13 protein-coding genes are annotated in these 18,338 nt (G+C 42.7%); 7 read left to right on the forward strand and 6 right to left on the reverse strand.

The genetic code is table 11. The features are described from left to right. Positions 1–23: 23 nt before the first annotated feature. Positions 24–1,316, reverse strand: a complete 1,293-nt coding sequence (gene msrA, locus ACMVDV_RS04740) for a peptide-methionine (S)-S-oxide reductase MsrA (protein ID WP_416157365.1) — start codon at positions 1,314–1,316, stop codon at positions 24–26. 168 nt (positions 1,317–1,484) lie between these two features. Here msrA and ACMVDV_RS04745 point away from each other — a divergent pair, with 168 nt between their 5' ends. From ACMVDV_RS04745 to ACMVDV_RS04770, 6 genes are all read left to right on the forward strand, one after another. Next, positions 1,485–3,002 carry a leucyl aminopeptidase gene (locus ACMVDV_RS04745; RefSeq protein WP_416157366.1) on the forward strand — a complete coding sequence of 506 codons (1,518 nt, stop codon included), beginning with the start codon at positions 1,485–1,487 and terminating at the stop codon, positions 3,000–3,002. Between the two features lie 158 nt (positions 3,003–3,160). Continuing rightward, positions 3,161–3,826 (forward strand): 5-oxoprolinase subunit PxpB, encoded by a 666-nt coding sequence (gene pxpB / locus ACMVDV_RS04750; RefSeq protein ID WP_416157367.1) that lies wholly within the window; start codon positions 3,161–3,163, stop codon positions 3,824–3,826. Then, entirely contained in the window at positions 3,823–4,752 is a 930-nt protein-coding gene (locus tag ACMVDV_RS04755; protein WP_416157368.1) for a biotin-dependent carboxyltransferase family protein, read from the forward strand. The genes pxpB and ACMVDV_RS04755 overlap by 4 nt, the downstream gene beginning before the upstream one ends. Before the next feature lie 96 nt (positions 4,753–4,848). Then, positions 4,849–5,517: a pyroglutamyl-peptidase I gene (gene pcp / locus ACMVDV_RS04760; RefSeq protein WP_416157369.1), complete on the forward strand. Its 669-nt coding sequence runs from the start codon at positions 4,849–4,851 to the stop codon at positions 5,515–5,517. 155 nt (positions 5,518–5,672) lie between these two features. Then, the gene (gene asnB / locus ACMVDV_RS04765) at positions 5,673–7,346 is read left to right on the forward strand and encodes an asparagine synthase B (protein ID WP_145233255.1); all 1,674 of its coding nucleotides are present in this window, start codon (positions 5,673–5,675) and stop codon (positions 7,344–7,346) included. Beyond that, on the forward strand, positions 7,330–8,178 hold the full coding sequence (locus ACMVDV_RS04770) for a PhzF family phenazine biosynthesis protein (protein ID WP_416157370.1): 849 nt from the start codon (positions 7,330–7,332) through the stop codon (positions 8,176–8,178). The genes asnB and ACMVDV_RS04770 overlap by 17 nt, the downstream gene beginning before the upstream one ends. Positions 8,179–8,204: 26 nt before the next feature. Here ACMVDV_RS04770 and egtD read toward each other — a convergent pair whose 3' ends face one another. Beyond that, the gene (gene egtD, locus ACMVDV_RS04775; protein ID WP_416157371.1) at positions 8,205–9,176 is read right to left on the reverse strand and encodes an L-histidine N(alpha)-methyltransferase; all 972 of its coding nucleotides are present in this window, start codon (positions 9,174–9,176) and stop codon (positions 8,205–8,207) included. 2 nt (positions 9,177–9,178) lie between these two features. Further along, on the reverse strand, positions 9,179–10,408 hold the full coding sequence (gene egtB, locus ACMVDV_RS04780; RefSeq protein ID WP_416157372.1) for an ergothioneine biosynthesis protein EgtB: 1,230 nt from the start codon (positions 10,406–10,408) through the stop codon (positions 9,179–9,181). Between the two features lie 507 nt (positions 10,409–10,915). Here egtB and ACMVDV_RS04785 point away from each other — a divergent pair. Then, positions 10,916–12,496, forward strand: coding sequence for a BCCT family transporter (locus ACMVDV_RS04785; protein WP_416157373.1), 1,581 nt, complete (start codon positions 10,916–10,918; stop codon positions 12,494–12,496). A gap of 61 nt (positions 12,497–12,557) precedes the next feature. Here the strand turns inward: ACMVDV_RS04785 and ACMVDV_RS04790 are convergent, their stop codons facing one another. From ACMVDV_RS04790 to ACMVDV_RS04800, 3 genes are all read right to left on the reverse strand, one after another. Beyond that, positions 12,558–13,268, reverse strand: a complete 711-nt coding sequence (locus ACMVDV_RS04790; RefSeq protein WP_416157374.1) for a 3'-5' exonuclease — start codon at positions 13,266–13,268, stop codon at positions 12,558–12,560. Positions 13,269–13,271: 3 nt separating this feature from the next. Further along, positions 13,272–15,167, reverse strand: coding sequence for a DUF294 nucleotidyltransferase-like domain-containing protein (locus ACMVDV_RS04795; protein ID WP_304183205.1), 1,896 nt, complete (start codon positions 15,165–15,167; stop codon positions 13,272–13,274). A gap of 93 nt (positions 15,168–15,260) precedes the next feature. Next, positions 15,261–18,338 (reverse strand): efflux RND transporter permease subunit, encoded by a 3,078-nt coding sequence (locus tag ACMVDV_RS04800; protein ID WP_416157375.1) that lies wholly within the window; start codon positions 18,336–18,338, stop codon positions 15,261–15,263.

The following is an 18,338-nucleotide window of genomic DNA, read 5'->3' on the forward strand; positions in this document are numbered from 1 at the left end:
ATTTTGGATAAACGAGCTGTGTGTTAGCTTTGCTCTCGCGCCACAAACTCGAGTACAGTGGCATTAATGCAATAACGGTCTTGGCCTTTAGGCCCTTCGCCGGGAAACAAATGCCCTAAATGAATACCAGAAGATTTTGACTTGATTTCAATACGCTGCATGCCATAACTGTTGTCATCATGTAGCGTTACTGTATCTTTAACCGGATGAGTGAATGACAACCATCCAGTGCCCGATTTAAATCTGTCACGCGTATCAAATAACGGTACTCCACTGAGTTTATCAATAAAAATACCATCGGGGGTATTTTTGAATATAGCGTATTGCTTACAAAACGGGCTGTCTGTGCGGGCATTAAACGCCACCGAATACGCCTCACTATCACCTAATTTAAACGCCCCCAGCGCTTTATAAAATTCAGCCGCTGACACATAACCCTGACGACCATAAACCTCTTTGCCATCTTCTAAAAATAAGATGGTGGGGGTTGCCCAAGTTGGCGTTTTAATTGTTAAGCCATCAAGTTGATCGGCCTTACGATACGTTAACGCAATACTGCCTTTGTACTCATTGCTGACATCTTTTTTAAATTTCTCACAGTATGGGCAATAATCACGTGAATCAATCACAACAATCTGTTTTCCAGCTAATAATGCCGTATTGTCGATTGCATCTTCACTGACTTTTTCAAATACCACCCCAGTTGAATGATCGGGGCAATAGCCATTCGGATTTTTAACTAAGTAGTCCTGATGATACTCCTCCGCCGGGAAAAACTCAGTGAGCGGTTTAACTATCGTTTTGATAGTACCAAACCCAGCGGCGGTTAATTTACTTTGATATTGCGCCTTTAATTGTTCTACTACTTTGGCTTGCTCGGCCGTAGTAGTTAAAACAATTGAACGATACTGCGTACCAATATCATTACCTTGACGATTTTTTTGCGTGGGATCATGACTTTCAAAATAATTTTTTAGTAATGTTTCGGCGCTTATAATATTGCTGTTGAAAGTTACTTGAACGACTTCAGCATAATTGTTCTCATCATAGCGGCGTGACTGCTTAGTAATGTTACGGTAACTTGCTTTGAACCCTTTGCCATCTGCATAACCAGATTCTGCATCGATCACACCGTCTAACGCTTCATAGCGTTTTTCAGCGCCCCAAAAGCAGCCAGAGCCGAGTACAATCGTTTCTAAATGCATTGTGGCTTGGACATCACGGTCTGTTTCATTTTCAAGCGACAGCGCATAACTTGCCGCACTGAACAAAACGCTGCAAGCGGCTAATGTAAGCCAATTCTTTGATGTCAACATACCCTACCTCACTCTATTAATTGCTTCATTTTAGTAGACCTTAGAGCAGATACTATTATTTCATTCGTTTGTATTATTTTATCGCTCATTATCGCAGCTTTACCGAATTCGACTTAACCTGTGAACCTAAGTAAGGTAAAAAGGCTTTTATTTAATATAGGTTTAACAATGAAGACGCTTTTCAATCTATCGGCACTCACACTTGCTGTAACAATCAGTACGCAAACCACGGCCGCAGAGTTTAGTTTTACAAATAAAATTGATGATAACGCCAACGCATTAGTACTGTTTTATGCCCAAGATGGCAGTAATAAGCAGTTCAAATCCCTTAATAAAACACTAAATAACCAATTACAGCGTGCGATTGACAGTAATGACTTTAGTGGCAAGTACGCCAGTGTTGTTGAAGTATTAGCCCCGCATAACAGTGACTTTAACCGTGTGCTTATCGTGGGCACAGGCAAACAAGATAAACTTGATAAAGCGTTAATGAGTAAATTAGGTGGCAATATTCACGCGCAATTACTTGCTAATAAAACAGCGACTGCAACCATCGCTAGCGACGAGTTGGCTGGTGTAAATAGTAATAGCGTATTAGCGGCTAACTTTGCTCATGGTGCGAACCTGCGTGATCACCGCTTTGAAAAATACAAACAAACGGCGAATACCCACACAATCAGTTATAGTGTTGATGTAGATAACGCTAAGCAAGCAAAACGTGAATACGCACAGCTTGAAAGCATTCAAGCGGGCGTATTTTTAGCTCGCGACCTTACCTCAGAAGTTGCCACTGAAATGACCCCAGTGGATTTTGCTAATGCAGCAAAAGAGCTGGAGTCTTTAGGTGTTGAAATCACCATTTTAGAGCCACAGCAATTAAAAGAACTCGGTATGGGCGCACTGGAAGCCGTAGGCCGTGGTAGCCAGCAAGGTGCTCGTTTAGTGGTTGCTCATTACAAAGGTTCAAACGACACACCTATCGCGCTAGTCGGTAAAGGGATCACCTTTGATTCAGGCGGCTACAGTTTAAAAACTGGCGCATCGATAGCGCGTATGAAGTCAGATATGGCAGGCGCCGCAGCCGTACTTGGTACAGTTAAAGCGATGGCATTAGCAAAAGCAGATAAAAATGTAGTGGCAGTAATGGCCATGGCTGCCAACATGGTCTCGCAGTTTGCGGTAGCCCCTGGCGATGTGGTGCGCACAGCTGAAGGTTTGAGTGTTGAGATTGTCAACACCGATGCGGAAGGTCGTTTAGTACTAAGCGATGCGATGTGGTATGCCAGAGAATATTTTAAGCCACAAGTAATGATTGATGTTGCAACCCTTACTGGCTCTAAAATTAGTGCTGTAGGTAATGATTATGCGGCGGTTTTTTCAGATGATGACGAACTAGTTCAGCAACTAACCCTAGCTGGTAAACAAGTTAATGAAAACTTATGGCGCTTACCTTTAGGCTATAAAGACACATTATCATCGGATATTGCGGATCTTAAAAATTTAGGTTCAAGTGGCCCTGGCGCAACAACTGCAGCCAGCTTTTTACAACATTTTGCCGGTGATACCCGCTGGGTGCATCTTGATATCGCGGGTAATGCGTTAGCAAGCAAAGGTAAAGATGAAATCTCAGCCGGCGGGACTGGCTATGGTGTTCGTCTATTAAGTGAGTGGCTGTTAAACAACTAAGCTGCGTTATTACGCATAAGCAGATAGGTTAAGCTTATGCGTAAGTCCCCAGCAAATAACTTGAGTATTAAAATCCAGCAATCTAATCGCATTGCTGTAAACATTTAATACTGAGTGTGCTAGGTTGGAATGATTAAGAATTAATAAAATAATCAGCCATGAACTCACAAGCACCCGTATCGATTTCAATACTCAGTAGCAATAGCCTGTTTTTAGATGCAACACACTTAAGCGATGACAGCTTAGCTATCCAAAAAAAGATCTGGGCATTGGTGAGCCAGTGCAAAGAGAGTAACGCCTTTATTGATATCGTACCGGCAATGAACTCGCTCACCGTTTATTTGCTAAATACAAATGAGCTGGCTAAATGGCAAACCACCTTAGTAACTTGGTGGGACGAAATAGACGTACAACAACATCAAGGCGCCCATCATAAAATACTCACCCGCTATGGCGGTGACTATGGTCCCGATCTGGATTTTGTTGCCGATGCGCATGATCTCTCGCCAAAACAAGTCATTGAATTACACAGCAGCGCACATTATCAAGTGCTGTTTTTAGGGTTTCAACCTGGCTTTGTCTACCTGCATGGTTTAACAGCGCAATTGCATACGCCTCGCAGAGCAAACCCGCGTACACAGGTTGCCAAAGGCTCTGTTGCCATCGGAGCAGAGCAAACCGGTATCTACCCTGCTGACTCTCCCGGCGGCTGGCATATAATTGGCCACACTGATTTTACTTTATTTAACTGCCACGCTAATCCACCCAGTGTTATTCAACCTGGCGATACACTGCAATTTGTTTGTCTGGAGTCAACATTATGATCACGGTACTAAAACCCGGTTTATTAATGACTATTCAAGATAAAGGCCGCACAGGCTTTCGTCACTTAGGTGTTGCGCAATCGGGAGCGATAGACAGTTACGCTATGACCATAGCAAATCGTTTGCTCGATAACGATGATAACGACGCCGTTATTGAAATAACATTAGGGTTGGCGCAACTGCAATTTAATTGCGATACCAGCATTGCCCTTATTGGCACAGACATGCAAGCTAAACTGGACGATACACCGATTTACCCAGGTTGGACTTACACAGTTAAACAAGATCAAACTCTGACATTTGCTACAGCTAGAAACGGCTTTAGAGCCTATTTAGCGGTTAAAGGTGGCATAAATTGTGAGCGTGTAATGAACTCGCGGGCGACCGATTTAGCCGCAGGATTTGGTGGTACAACCGGCGCTGCGCTAAAAGAAAACGATACTATCCCTATTACGCCATACTCAAAAAGTTGGCCAAAGCTGGGGGCAATATCACCACCAAAACGTAGCCTAATTCGTCTGCATCCAAGTATTCATACCCAGCTGCTGAGCCAGTCAACGCGCGACGAGTTTTGTGCAAAAAGCTGGCAAGTGACCCCACAAAGTAACCGCATGGGTGTCAGGTTGCAGGCACACACTAATCAATTAGCACATTCGCATTCACTGCCATCTTTAGCAGTAAGCCCAGGCTCGATTCAATTACCGCCCAATGGTGAGCCAATAGTATTGCTTAATGATGGCCAAACGACTGGTGGCTACCCGTTACTTGGCACCGTTATCAGTGCCGATCTTTATCATTTTGCGCAGCTAAAACCGGGTGACAGTATTAACTTCTGCTATGCCGATTTAGCAACCGCAAATGCTGCACAAGCCAAGCTAAATGCGCACTTACAACAACTTGCTATTGCACTTAAAAATAAGCATTAACGTCAGTGCGGTACTTTAAATGCACAGACCATGTTATAAAGGTGCAAGTGCCACTATTGGCAATTAATATTATTCTGATCTATAGGGTGGTTTGTAATGACTAAACTGACATCAAGTATGCCTTGTGTATTGATCACCGGCTTTGCGCCATTTGCAGGGGAGTCAATTAACCCCTCTTGGCAAGCTGTCAGCAAGTTGGAGGACAGTTTAATAGCAAAACACCGCGTTATCACTTTAGAATTACCTTGTGAATTTAAGCGTTCATTAGATGTGCTATACCAAGCGATAGAGCAACACCATCCAGTCTTAGTGCTCTGTACTGGCCAAGCTGGTGGACGCAGCGAAATTAGCATAGAGCGCATTGCTATTAATATTGATGATGCACGCATGAAAGACAATGCCGGGCAACAACCGATTGATGCGCCAGTCATCGCAAACGCGCCTATTGCCTACCTTGCAAACCTACCAATTAAACGTATGTTGCTGGCATTACATCAAGCTGAGCTCCCTGCCGCTATTTCAAATAGCGCTGGCACCTATGTTTGTAATCACGTGATGTATGGCCTATTGCACCATATTAATCAGCACGAACCACATATCAAGGGTGGCTTCATTCATATTCCGTATTTACCCAGTCAAGCGGTGCACCATAATGGCGCACCAAGTATGAGTGAAGACACTGTTATAAGTGCTCTAAAAGTGATGATCAACGAAGCGATCAGTGCAAAACAGGATATAAAAGTAGCAGCAGGCACCACTCACTGATCAAGTTGGTGCAAGCATGCTCGCGGTGGTGCATAAATTATTCTAAAAATATTGTAAAAGCTATGTGACTTAGTTAATTATTTCTGTTAAAACAAAGGTGAATAGTTAGGTATTTTAGGCCTAACTAACACACATGATAGGAATGAGGAGTTACTATGTGTTCAATTTTTGGTGTATTAGATATAAAGTCTGATCCCGCCCCATTGCGTACGCAAGCAATTGAAATGTCAAAATTATTACGTCACCGCGGGCCTGATTGGTCTGGCGTATATTCATCAGAAAAAGCTATTTTAGTGCATGAACGCTTAGCCATCGTTGGCGTTTCAAGCGGCGCACAACCTTTATATAACCCAGAAAAAACTCATATTCTAGCGGTTAATGGCGAAATTTATAACCACAAAGAGTTAGCGGCTAATTTAGAGACTGATTTTACCTTTCAAACACAATCAGATTGTGAAGTTATCTTAGCGTTATACAAACAGAAAGGGCCTGAGTTTTTAGACGACCTAAACGGTATTTTTGCCTTTTGTTTATACGATGAAGAACAAGACGCCTATCTAATCGGCCGTGACCATATCGGTATTATTCCACTTTATACTGGCCACGATGAGCATGGTAACTTTTATGTTGCCTCAGAATTAAAAGCATTATCACCTATTTGTAAACACATTGAAGAATTCCCTCCAGGGCATTTTTTATGGAGCAAAGATGGTCAATTGCGCCCATATTATGCCCGTGATTGGCAAAGCTTCGATGCCGTTAAAGATAACAGCGCAAAAGCCGAAGACGTCAAAGATGCACTTGAAGCCGCCGTTAAACGTCAATTAATGTGTGACGTACCTTATGGCGTGTTGTTGTCAGGTGGTTTAGATTCATCCGTTATTTCAGCTATTACCCAACGTTTTGCAGCAAAACGTATTGAAGATAATGATGAAAGCGATGCATGGTGGCCTAAGCTGCACTCTTTCTCGGTTGGCCTTGAAGGCTCCCCAGATCTAGCGGCTGCACAAAAAGTAGCGGATATGATAGGGACGGTTCATCATCCGATTATATTTACGATTCAAGAAGGGATTGATGCCCTGCGTGAAGTTATTTATCACATTGAAACGTATGATGTGACCACCATTCGTGCCTCTACGCCAATGTACTTAATGGCGCGCCAAATCAAAGCGATGGGTATTAAAATGGTGCTCTCTGGTGAAGGTGCTGATGAGCTATTTGGTGGTTACTTGTACTTTCATAAAGCACCAAATGCACAAGAGTTTCATGAAGAGCTAAACCGCAAAGTGTCTAAACTGCACATGTTTGATTGCTTACGCGCCAATAAATCAATGGCGGCATGGGGTGTAGAAGCCCGCGTCCCTTTCCTTGATAAAGAGTTTGTTGATGTTGCAATGCGTATCAACCCTGAAGCTAAAATGTGTAAAGATGGCAAAATTGAAAAACATATTTTACGTGAAGGCTTTGACGGCTACTTACCTGATGAAGTGTTATGGCGGCAAAAAGAGCAGTTTTCGGATGGTGTTGGCTACAGCTGGATTGATACATTAAAAGAGTTTGTAAACGAGCAAGTAACCGATCAAGAGCTTGAAAACGCAAAATTTAAATACCCTATTAATACACCTGATTCAAAAGAAGCGTATTACTACCGTACTATTTTTGAGTCTCACTTCCCAGGTGATGCAGCTGCCAAATGCGTACCGCATGGTAAGTCAGTCGCCTGTTCAACACCTGAAGCGTTATTATGGGATGCATCATTTCAAAATAATGCCGATCCATCAGGTCGTGCCGCAGGTATTCATAACGACGCCTATGCACAAAAGAAATAATCAGCCTAGTCGCTTATTAAATCTGGCATTAACTCACAGACTGCACAAAGCCCCGCGCTTTGTGCAGTCTTTTGCTATTGAGCAAGTTTTTAACGATACAGCAAGACGCTGTAAAGGCTCATCTGCGTTAATTGTTATTTATAAAACCGGGTTAACAACTCGACTAATGCAGCGCATTGCAAACAACACCGCTCAGCCCGCCACCGTATTTTTAAATCAAGCCAATATCAAAAAAAATCACTGCCCTATTCGTTGGTTTAATCACAGCCATGAGATCAGCCGCTGTGGTCATGGGACACTCGCCGCAGCACTGTTTTTACAAAAATGGCAAGGATTTAGCCCAAACGCTTTTTATACAAAGACAGGGGAAGTATTTAACACCAAAATACATCAACGGGCACTGCAACTACAATTAGCCACCATTGATAGCACAGCAGTACAAACAGAGGCTCTGCTGCAACAAGCCATTGCGACCACAATAATGCAAAGCTATAAAACCGCAGAAATTAACGGCTACAGTACTGTGATGATTAACAGTGATCAGCCTTTAAAAACACTCGCGGTAAATACAGCACAATTACAATACTACCCAAATGCAGTGATTGTATTGCAACAGCGCCAAATAGCTAATCAAACCACACAGTGGCATTTTCGATATTTTGCTCCCTACTATGGTGTTGATGAAGATAGCGCCACAGGTTCAGCCATCAGTATCATTGCCCCCATAATCAAACAATACACTGCGCAAACACATGGCCAGCTTTGCCAAGATTCTGGTGCAGGGGCAACCATTAATTACCGCTTAAAAAACAGTAGCGTCATTATCAGTTAAATAATAAATGATGAACTGTACATTGTTTAAATTGGCCTCAATAAACACAATGCAAAATACCCCTGCTCGTCTTGCCACGTTTGCTCTAAACGTAATTCAGCTTGGGCGCTAAGTTGAGTAAATGCCTGTAGTGCGTATTTATGGGAGTTTTCTGTATGGATGCTTTCACCTTGAGAAAAACTAAATGGTTCGCCATTGACGATGACTGTTTGTTCACAGTTACTGATCAAATGCATTTCAATGCGGCTTAGTTTTTCATTAAACCGTGATTGGTGATGAAACTGGCTAAGATCAAAATCAGCATTTAATTCAGCATTAATACGCTGGAGCAGATTTTTATTAAATGCCGCGGTGACGCCTTGTTTATCATCATAAGCATCAAGTAATACTTGACGGTCTTTGAGCAAATCAATGCCAATCAGGACATAGCCGTTAATACCACATAAGCGATGGAAGTTTTTCATGATCTCAATGGCTTTTAGCGGTGAAAAATTGCCTATTGTTGAGCCTGGAAAATACACGAGATTCGTTTGACTATCCAATTGTGTTGCACGGCTTAACTGCTTTACCATTTGGCTATGAGTAAAGTCCCCCAACAACGGCGAAATAGCTAACTCAGGAAATAGTGGAGATAAATGAGCCAGTGAGTAATTAAGCATTTCACTAGAGATCTCAAATGGCACAAAACTTTTCACATTGACTAAGTGCGCTAACAAATAAGCAATTTTTTTACCTGAGCCACAACCAGGCTCTATGATTGATAAGTTATCAGGAAGCAACTTGGCGATTGCTTGGCTGTGCTTGGTTAAAATGCTGAGCTCTGTGCGTGTTACATAGTACTCATCAAGCTCAGTGATCTGCTCAAACAAAGCAGCCCCGTTATCATCATAAAAGTATTTACAGGGTAGATTTTTTTGCTGCTGTGACAGCCCTGCAATAACATCGTCTAAAAAGCGGTTATCAATTTCAGTTGTCGTTAATGTTGTTACTTGGCTCATGCTCAATCCTTAGCGAGTCTAATACCACTGCGCATCCACGCTTGGTGTGGATAATAGAAATTGCGATAAGTTAGTCTTAAATGATTTTGCGGGGTAAGTTTACAGCCTCCGCGCAAAACCATTTGGTTCGCCATAAATTTACCATTGTATTCCCCTGCCACACCTGCTATTGGCTTAAAGCCTGGATACGGTAAATAGGCACTGTTTGTCCACTGCCAACAGTTATCAGTCAGCTGGGTGATAGTTTGCGCCGCATTACTGTTAGCCACGCTTTCCCATTCAAATTCGGTTGGGAGGCGCGCTTGTGAGTAATGTGCAAAAGCGTTTGCTTCGTAAAAGGTAACATGGCTTAGCGGCTCATTTAGCGCCAAAGGCTGTAGTCCAGCTAATGTAAATTCAAACCACTCATTATTTATTTTATGCCAATAGAGTGGCGCGGTTTGCCGAGCATTATTTATCTGCGCCCAACCATCACTGAGCCAATGCTCTGGGTTTTGGTAACCACCATCTTGTATAAACGCCAAATACTCGCCATTGGTAGTTAGCCGGTTAGCAAATTGAAATGGCTGTATAAGCACTTGATGGGTTGGCCGTTCATTGTCGTAGCTAAATGTTTGCCCAATAGCACCAATATTTGCTGTATGCTTTGAAAATGCCACAAAGCTAAGAGGACTCGCTTGCGTAACAGGATTTTCTCTACGGTTATTGCTAGTGTCGCAATAAGCAGGAAACAATGGATTAACTGAAAAGTTATATTGAATGTCCATCAGCATTAGTTCTTGGTGCTGTTGTTCATGGTGTAGTCCTAACTCAATAACGTGCTTTATAGACTCGCTGCACGGTGCACTCAGTAATGCAATCACCGCCCGGTCTACATATTCTCTATAGGCAATCACGTCATCTAAACTAGGCCGCGATAAACTTCCTCTGCAGGCGCGCTTAAATTGTTCACCTATACCGTTATAATAGGAGTTAAATAAAGTTTTAAAGTTAGGATTAAATACGCTGTAGTGTGAGCTGTGGGCAATTAGCAAAAAAGTTTCGAAAAACCACGTCGTATGCGCAAGGTGCCATTTACTTGGGCTTACATCTGCCATAGCTTGTAATTGGCAATCTTCTGCTGATAACGAGTTTATTATCGTCACGCTATGGTGTCGAACACACTGGTAATGCTGAGCTAATTGATGCTCATCAGCGGTGTTTTTAGTGTTCTCTTTGCCATGGTTACTCATAGTAATGACTAAATTCCTTATCGCTACTGATTAGTGATATAGCTCACCCTACTGTTAAATCATATTCATATTACGCTTTCATTACTGCGTCTATAAAACGCCAATCCCGTGCAACTGCCTTTTAAAACTACAAAAAAATAATAGCTCAATTAACCACAAAAAACAGCTGCGATTACTTTAACAAGCAAACTAATTTTTGACCTTTGCCGAATTTTGTACTTTTATATAAAAACATAAAAATAGTCACAACGGCCATATAAGCCGCTCTTTAACGACAAAATCATTTACATTTGGTATTTAACTCATACACTAGTAGCTGTATGATCATCTTTTAAATTAGTTAGTCTTCAAATAAATTAGAGTATCAATTATTACCTAACCTGAGCTTTGCTTTAAAGATTTACTCACATAGTGATTTATTATCCGAAGCTCAAGTTACTTAGACTAATTAAATTAGGTATGTTGCTGGTAACAAGCAGCTTGTTAGGACAACAAAAGAGGTATTGCATGAAGGATAATCATGACAAGTATAGTATCGACAATACGGATTACACCGTAGGTCAGGATAACGTGCAAAAATGGGGGTTTGATATACATAATCCTGTTTTTGGCATTAGCGCGGGCCTGATTGTCATCTTTTTAATCGCCATTCTCGCTACCGATCCACAAACTGCAAAAGCAGCACTTGATGGTGTGAAACTCGATATAATTAATAATTTTGATGCCTTGTTTATGTGGGCTGCAAACTTCTTCGTTATTTTTTGTTTAGCACTGATTGTTTCTCCTTACGGAAAAATCCGTTTAGGAGGCAGTGATGCTAAGCCTGCATATAATCGTGTGTCATGGCTCGCGATGTTATTCGCCGCGGGCATGGGTATTGGCTTAATGTTTTGGGGAGTCGCTGAACCGGTTGCATATTTTACTGGTTGGTACGAAACACCACTGAATGTAACCCCCAACACCCCTGAAGCTGCAAAGCTGGCTATGGGGGCGACTATGTTCCATTGGGGCCTGCACCCTTGGGCTATTTATGCTGTAGTTGGCTTATCACTCTCATTCTTTGCGTATAACAAAGGCTTACCACTGTCTATTCGGTCAATTTTTTACCCAATCTTGGGCGATAAAGCATGGGGCTGGCCTGGTCATATCATTGATATTTTAGCGGTACTGGCAACTTTATTTGGCTTGGCAACCTCATTGGGCTTAGGCGCTCAGCAAGCGTCTGCGGGGATAAACCACGTATTTGGTCTCGAAGGTGGCATTGGCTCACAAATACTCGTTATTGTTGGCGTCACCCTACTGGCTGTTATTTCTGTTATACGTGGCATCGATGGCGGTGTAAAACTCCTTAGTAATATCAACATGCTAATAGCTTTTGCCTTATTGGTATTTGTTTGCTTAGTTGGCTTTGCTGTTGCGATGGGTAATATTCCTAGAACCTTTATGGGTTATGTAGAAAATATCATTCCATTAAGTAACCCACATGGCCGTGAAGACGAAACATGGATGCATGGCTGGACTGTATTTTACTGGGCTTGGTGGATTTCGTGGTCACCGTTTGTAGGCATGTTTATCGCTCGCGTATCGCGTGGTCGTACTATTCGTGAATTTTTGATTGCGGTATTACTTATTCCAACATTGGTTACAGTATTATGGATGTCAATTTACGGCGGTATTGCAATTGATCAAGTAGTCAATGGTATTGGCGCACTTGGTCTAAATGGGTTAACCGATGTCCCGATGGCTATGTTTCAGATGCTAGATGAATTACCTATGGCTAATATTTTGTCTGTTATTGCTGTGCTATTAGTTTTAGTGTTTTTTATCACTTCATCTGATTCAGGATCATTAGTAATAGACTCTATCACTGCTGGCGGGAAAATCGATGCGCCAGTACCACAACGCATATTTTGGGCATCTATTGAAGGCGCTATCGCAGCTGCGCTACTGTGGATTGGTGGTACACAAGCAATCGAAGCACTGCAAGCAGGTGCGGTCTCTACCGGCTTACCATTTACAATTGTCTTGCTGTTTATGTGTTTAAGCCTTATTTTAGGCCTGAGAACTGAGCCGTTACCAGCTAAATAACACGCTATGTAAAATAACAAAACGCCGCAAATTTGCGGCGTTTTTTATTTAAGCAAGCTAATTAACTCCATAACTGCGAGATCGGTGTATCTTCTCGGTAATGGTGACTCAATTGTGCTTGTAACAGTTCAGCCGTTGCTAATGCGTCAGTGAGTGCGTTATGGTTTTTATACACAGGTAATGAATAGCGCTGGCGACAATCACCTAATCTAAGCGATCCTAACTTAGAATTAAATAACCAACCTAGCAAACCCTGCCTCGCTTTTAGGGCTTTGCGTTCAATTTCCATGGTATCAACCAAGGCAAAGTCAATCCCCTCGTTAAGCCTAAGTAACAGTGCAGTATTTAAGAAGTGGCGCTCAATTGCGGCATAATGTACAACAACAACCTTACCACTGAGTGCTTGCAATAATGGCTCAATAATATGATTAAAATCCGGTGCATCGTCAATTTCTGAATGCGTGATCCCATGTATAACAATGGATCCCTCATTAAAATTACGCCTAGGGCGGACAACCCAGTGACGACTATCTTTGCAATAGATACGCTGTAAATTAAAAGGAATTAAACCAACGCTGACGATATCATCACTGGTGCTATCTAAACCGGTTGTTTCAAAGTCCATTGCAACAAAGGGCACATCTTTAATTGCTGCGAACTTATCGCTAAAAGCAGCTCCATAAAAGCGTTTGATTGTGTCATTTTGAGCGCCACTTAATAAATTTTTATAACGTGTTGCCCAATCAATCATTGTTTGCTTTTTGAAAGCCATAAATTACTTCACCCCAGCATTTGCTGAATAACTAAATTTCAAATAGCTTTGTGCTTTTTCTAAAATTGCAAAAGCTTCTTTTAAGTTACGCTGCTCAAAAGGCGATAATAAATGAGGGTCTAAATCGTTGTCAGGTTCTTCTCCCTGTTCAATTTGCCACGCTTGATGACGGATCCGCATCATGGCAATATATTCCAGCGCATCTCGCAAATCTTGTGCTTTGCCTTGCGGTAACAACTTGGCTTCAATAATATCTTCTAAGCGTTCAAACGAGTTTTGCTTACGTGAGCCAACCGCCAATGCGTGAACCCGAATAACATCTGAAAGCGGCGCTGTGCCTCTGCGCTTTAAATTCATAGAACGTTTATGCTGGCCGTTGTGCTCCATAACAAAGCCTTTAAAAAATCCTAATGGCGGGGTTCTGTTACGAGCATTGGCTGCCATATTAGCTAAAAATACGCGATTAACTTTGCTTTGTTTGGCAATGAATATTTTAAGCTCATCGGCCCATTTGGTTTTCCCCCACACACCGTCTAAATCAAAAAATATGGAGCTATTTAATAAGGCTTGCGGTTTAGGTTGCTCAATCCACTGAGCAAATTGCTCAAACCATTGTGCGCGTGTTTTTCGCCATTTTTTAAATGACGCCATTATTTCGCCATCACAATAGGTATAACCACATTGAGCTAAACCATCACAAACAAAATCGGCAATATTTTGAAAATACGTATCATGAAGTTCATCATCATAATCATCATCTAAAATCAGTGCATTATCTTGATCAGTCACAATCAGTTGCTCATCCCGCGCCATTGAGCCTAATGCGATAAAACAGTATGCAACCGGAGGTGGCCCATACTTTTCTTCCGCTAATACCAGCAACCTTTGTTTAAAAGTACGGCCAATCACAGCCATTGCCGTGCCAATCATATGCGAGTTTGCATCTTCATTTACCATCCGTACAAACACATTCGGCAGTTGCCGTGCATAGTGTGTTAAATCTTCAATAGATTGCTGCGCCAATATGCCGCGCACTAACAATAAGCTGCTTTGTGATTCATAGCGTAAAATATCAGAAAGAGAAATAACCCCAATTGGACGACGTTTTTGCACCACCGGTAAGTGATGTAAGTTATCGCGTAGCATCGCAAGTACGGCTTCGAAAACATAGGCATTAGCATCTAATAAAACCAAATTTGTAGACATTATCGTATGCGCGGGGGTATCAAATGCAAGGCCATGGGCAATGACTTTGGTGCGTAAATCTTTGTCTGTGATAATACCCACAACTTGACCATCATCTTCTTCTGGGTCGTCGTTTATAGGTTTGCTACTATCAGTCACTAAAACAGATGACACCGATTCATCGGTCATAAGCTGGGCAACTTGTTGCACCGTTGAATCAGTATTAACTGTCACCACATCACGGTGGATCAGCGATTTTACTTTTGCTGTGGTTAAATCATTACCATCGGCTTGTTCAACAATGGCCTGATGTAAACGAACATTACCATCCGTTTCAAAATAGTCGGCAAATGAATCAAATTCGTCGCAATAGCGATTAAATAGTTCAACATTAATGCAATACACCAATGTATCTTCAAGTGCTTTGGCTGGAAAACGAACCTTGCGATTCATCAGTAACCCCATTTGACCAAATATACCCGCTGTAGTTAAACGATTATCAAGCTCCCCATTACGGCGATACATTTCAACAGAGCCGCTTCTGATCACATAAAGATCGGCAATATCTTGACCAAATAATAAAATATCGGTGTGTGCTCTAAAATAGGCGACTTCAACCTGCTGCGCGAGCTCATTGAGTGCTTTGTTCGGCAGGCTGTCAAAAGGTGGGTGTTGTGCTAAAAACTGCGCGATTTCTACTTGTTCGGCTTGCATAAAAAAACCTGTTGGGGATAGCTTTCCCAAGTGTGAGCCTAATTAACTTATTTTTCAAAGATAAATAGTTAATTAGGCTATTTTAATTGTGATTTACTGTACTTTATCAAGCTCCTGCGCAAGTTGCTTACTTTCATCGCCACGAGGAGTGGTAAAGCGCGCTAAGCCCAAGTAAATTACCGGTGTTAAGTACAAAGTAAACAGCACCGCTAAAGACAAGCCGCCAAATACCACCCAGCCAATTGCATTACGTGCCTCAGCCCCTGCCCCAGTTGATAATATTAGCGGCAGAGCGCCAAGTAAGGTCGATACTAAGGTCATGGTAATTGGTCTTAACCGTACCAATGCCGCTTGCTCTACCGCTTTACGCACGGTTAAACCTCGGTCGCGTAATTGGTCAGCAAATTCAACTAACAAAATCGCATTTTTAGCAATCAAGCCAATTAGCATCACCAAGCCTATTTGCGAGTAAATATTAAGTGAAGTCCCCGTCAGATACAGCGCTAAGATTGCTGAGGTGATGCCAAATGGTACTGTGATCATCACCACTACCGCACTGTTTACGTTTTCAAATTGTGCAGCCAGTACTAAAAATACGATTAAAAATGCCAGTATATAGGTAATAAACACTTCATTAGAGGTTTCTTCAAACGTCAATGCTTCACCTTTGAATGCTAAGCTAATACCACTTGGCAAGGTTTGTTCAGCAATCTCGCGTAGCTGCGAGACTAGCTCTGCAATACTCATATCTTCTGGCAATTCCATATCCAATTCAATGGCACGGCGCTGTGCATGGCGTTCAAGCTCTGCGGCAACGCCTTCTTCGCTAATAGTAGCCACACTGCTCAATGGCACGAGTCCACCATTCGCGGCACTGACATATAGATTAGCTAAATCACTAGGATCTTTAATGGTTTGATTTTGTGCTTGCAGAATAATGGGTACAGATTGGTCACCAATATTTAAATCAGCAATGTCATCGCCATTTATCGCAGCACGTAAGGTGATTGATATATCACTCAGTGACACACCTAATTCCTCTGCACGGCGTCTATCAATGTTAACCCGCAATTGCGGCTGCGATGGCTGATATGAAATACGCACGTTATCAATCGATGGGATCGTCTGCTCAACCTGTGCAGCAAAATCTTGTGCGGCCTTATAAATCTGCAGGTAATCTTGCCCTAATAACGCCAGCTCAATCCCGCCACCTTGGCCGCGCAAATTTAAACTATTGGAACCATTAGGATACCCCGCTGCGCCAGGTACATTACCCAATGGTTCACGAAGTTTATTAATGATCTCTTGCTGGGTGAAATGGCGCTCATCCCAATGTTTTAACGGTACAGTGATAAACACGATATTCGGATCCCATTGCCCTACTACAGTATAAATGGATTCTATTTCACCACTTTCTACATACGGCAATAAAATGTCTTCCATTTGCATTGCTTGGCGATCCATAAAGTTTAAGCCAACGCCATCAGGGCCACGGGCAAAGATACGAATTTTGCCGCGATCTTCTGACGGTAGTAACTCATTCTCTAAATTAACATACAAGGCACCAGAGCCCGCCGCAACTAATACACAGGCTATAAAAGTTAGCCACGCGTGATCAAGCACCCAATGAATCGTTTTAGTGTATACGCCAGCAAGCCAGTGACCTATTTTTGCAAAGGGATGTTTGCCTCCTTGCTTAAGTTTTAGTTTAGACGTTAACGCAGGAACCAAAGATAACGCGACAAAACTTGAGATGATCACAGCGCCTGCAAGCACCCCACCAAACTCTCTAAATAGCCGCCCAGCAGTTGACGGTAAAAATGCAATTGGTACAAATACAGCAGCCAAAACTGCGGTCGTGGCAACCACCGCAAAAAATACTTCTCGGGTGCCCACCACTGCGGCGGCACGGCGGCCAAGGCCTAAACCACGTTGCCGTTGGATGTTTTCACTGACCACAATCGCATCATCAACAATCAAACCGGTGGCAAGCACTAATGCCAATAACGTAAGTATATTGATTGAAAAGCCCAACGCCCAGATCAACGCTAATGAGCCAATCAAGGCAACCGGAATGGCAAATGCCGGTACTAAGGTTGCACGCCATGAGCCAATAAAGATCCATAGCGTGATTATTACCAGTAACACCGTCAGCACTAACGAAGAGATCACTTCATCAACCGAACTTCTAATAAATTGGGCGTCATCCGAGGTCAGGGTAAATTCAAGCTCAGGAAAACGCGTTTGCATTTTCGCTAATAAATTTAACACTTCATCTGATATCTCAATGGTATTTGATTGTGCTTGGCGGATCACTTCCATGCCAATCACAGGCTGGCCGTTTAAGCGCACCATAGAGCGAGGATCTGCAGGGCCAAAATACACCGCTGCAATGTCGCCAATCCGCGTGCCATCGCGAATAATAATATTAGCCACTTGCTCTGCTGTGACCGATGTTGCATCTGCGCGGACAATAATTTGTTGATCCGTTGACTTTAAACTACCGGCCGGTACGTCAAATGGCGCTTGGCGCAGTACTTGGGCTACATCAGGAACAGTTAAATTAAAACTGGTTAATTTAAGTGGATCTAAGCGTACCCGTAACACCCGCTTACGGTCTCCATTTAAGCGTACATCGGCCACACCTGGGATAGTTAAAAACTGCGGGGCTAAGTCAACCTCCACTAATTCCGTCAATGCTTCAAGGGCTAACGACTCACTTGATACCGTTAACGATACGACGGCTTCAGCGTCGTTATCTGCTTTGATAATAGAAACCCGCTCAACTTCTTCGGGTAAATCCCGTTGCACACGAGCCACGGATTCGCGGGTTTCATTTGCGGCATCATCAAGGTTTACTCCTGCACGAAACTCAACCACAATCCGTGCGCTACCTTCTTCACTTTGCGCACGAATGGTTTTAACGCCACTGACTCGCGCAACAGCACCTTCGAGTTTACTGGTTACTTCGGTATCGACAGTCTCTGGTGAACCACCGGGAAAAGAGGCCGATACTGTGATCCTTGGTGTATCAACATCTGGCAGTTCACGTACCTCAACACCCGCAATAGCAGCAATACCTGCGATTATAATTAATAAGTTGAGTACCACGATTAATACTGGGCGGCGAATTGCCATCGAAGGCAGGTCTTGCATCATAGGTGATTGCAT

The sequence above is a fragment of the Pseudoalteromonas sp. ASV78 genome, assembly GCF_047806705.1.
GTDB classification, from domain to species: domain Bacteria; phylum Pseudomonadota; class Gammaproteobacteria; order Enterobacterales; family Alteromonadaceae; genus Pseudoalteromonas; species Pseudoalteromonas prydzensis_A.

Excerpts from the sequence above, each read along its gene's own strand:
- msrA (WP_416157365.1), bottom strand. The coding sequence starts at position 1,316 with ATGTTGACATCAAAGAATTGGCTTACATTAGCCGCTTGCAGCGTTTTG.
- ACMVDV_RS04745 (WP_416157366.1), top strand. The coding sequence starts at position 1,485 with ATGAAGACGCTTTTCAATCTATCGGCACTCACACTTGCTGTAACAATC.
- pxpB (WP_416157367.1), top strand. The coding sequence starts at position 3,161 with ATGAACTCACAAGCACCCGTATCGATTTCAATACTCAGTAGCAATAGC.
- ACMVDV_RS04755 (WP_416157368.1), top strand. The coding sequence starts at position 3,823 with ATGATCACGGTACTAAAACCCGGTTTATTAATGACTATTCAAGATAAA.
- pcp (WP_416157369.1), top strand. The coding sequence starts at position 4,849 with ATGACTAAACTGACATCAAGTATGCCTTGTGTATTGATCACCGGCTTT.
- asnB (WP_145233255.1), top strand. The coding sequence starts at position 5,673 with ATGTGTTCAATTTTTGGTGTATTAGATATAAAGTCTGATCCCGCCCCA.
- ACMVDV_RS04770 (WP_416157370.1), top strand. The coding sequence starts at position 7,330 with ATGCACAAAAGAAATAATCAGCCTAGTCGCTTATTAAATCTGGCATTA.
- egtD (WP_416157371.1), bottom strand. The coding sequence starts at position 9,176 with ATGAGCCAAGTAACAACATTAACGACAACTGAAATTGATAACCGCTTT.
- egtB (WP_416157372.1), bottom strand. The coding sequence starts at position 10,408 with ATGAGTAACCATGGCAAAGAGAACACTAAAAACACCGCTGATGAGCAT.
- ACMVDV_RS04785 (WP_416157373.1), top strand. The coding sequence starts at position 10,916 with ATGAAGGATAATCATGACAAGTATAGTATCGACAATACGGATTACACC.
- ACMVDV_RS04790 (WP_416157374.1), bottom strand. The coding sequence starts at position 13,268 with ATGGCTTTCAAAAAGCAAACAATGATTGATTGGGCAACACGTTATAAA.
- ACMVDV_RS04795 (WP_304183205.1), bottom strand. The coding sequence starts at position 15,167 with ATGCAAGCCGAACAAGTAGAAATCGCGCAGTTTTTAGCACAACACCCA.
- ACMVDV_RS04800 (WP_416157375.1), bottom strand. The coding sequence starts at position 18,338 with ATGCAATCACCTATGATGCAAGACCTGCCTTCGATGGCAATTCGCCGC.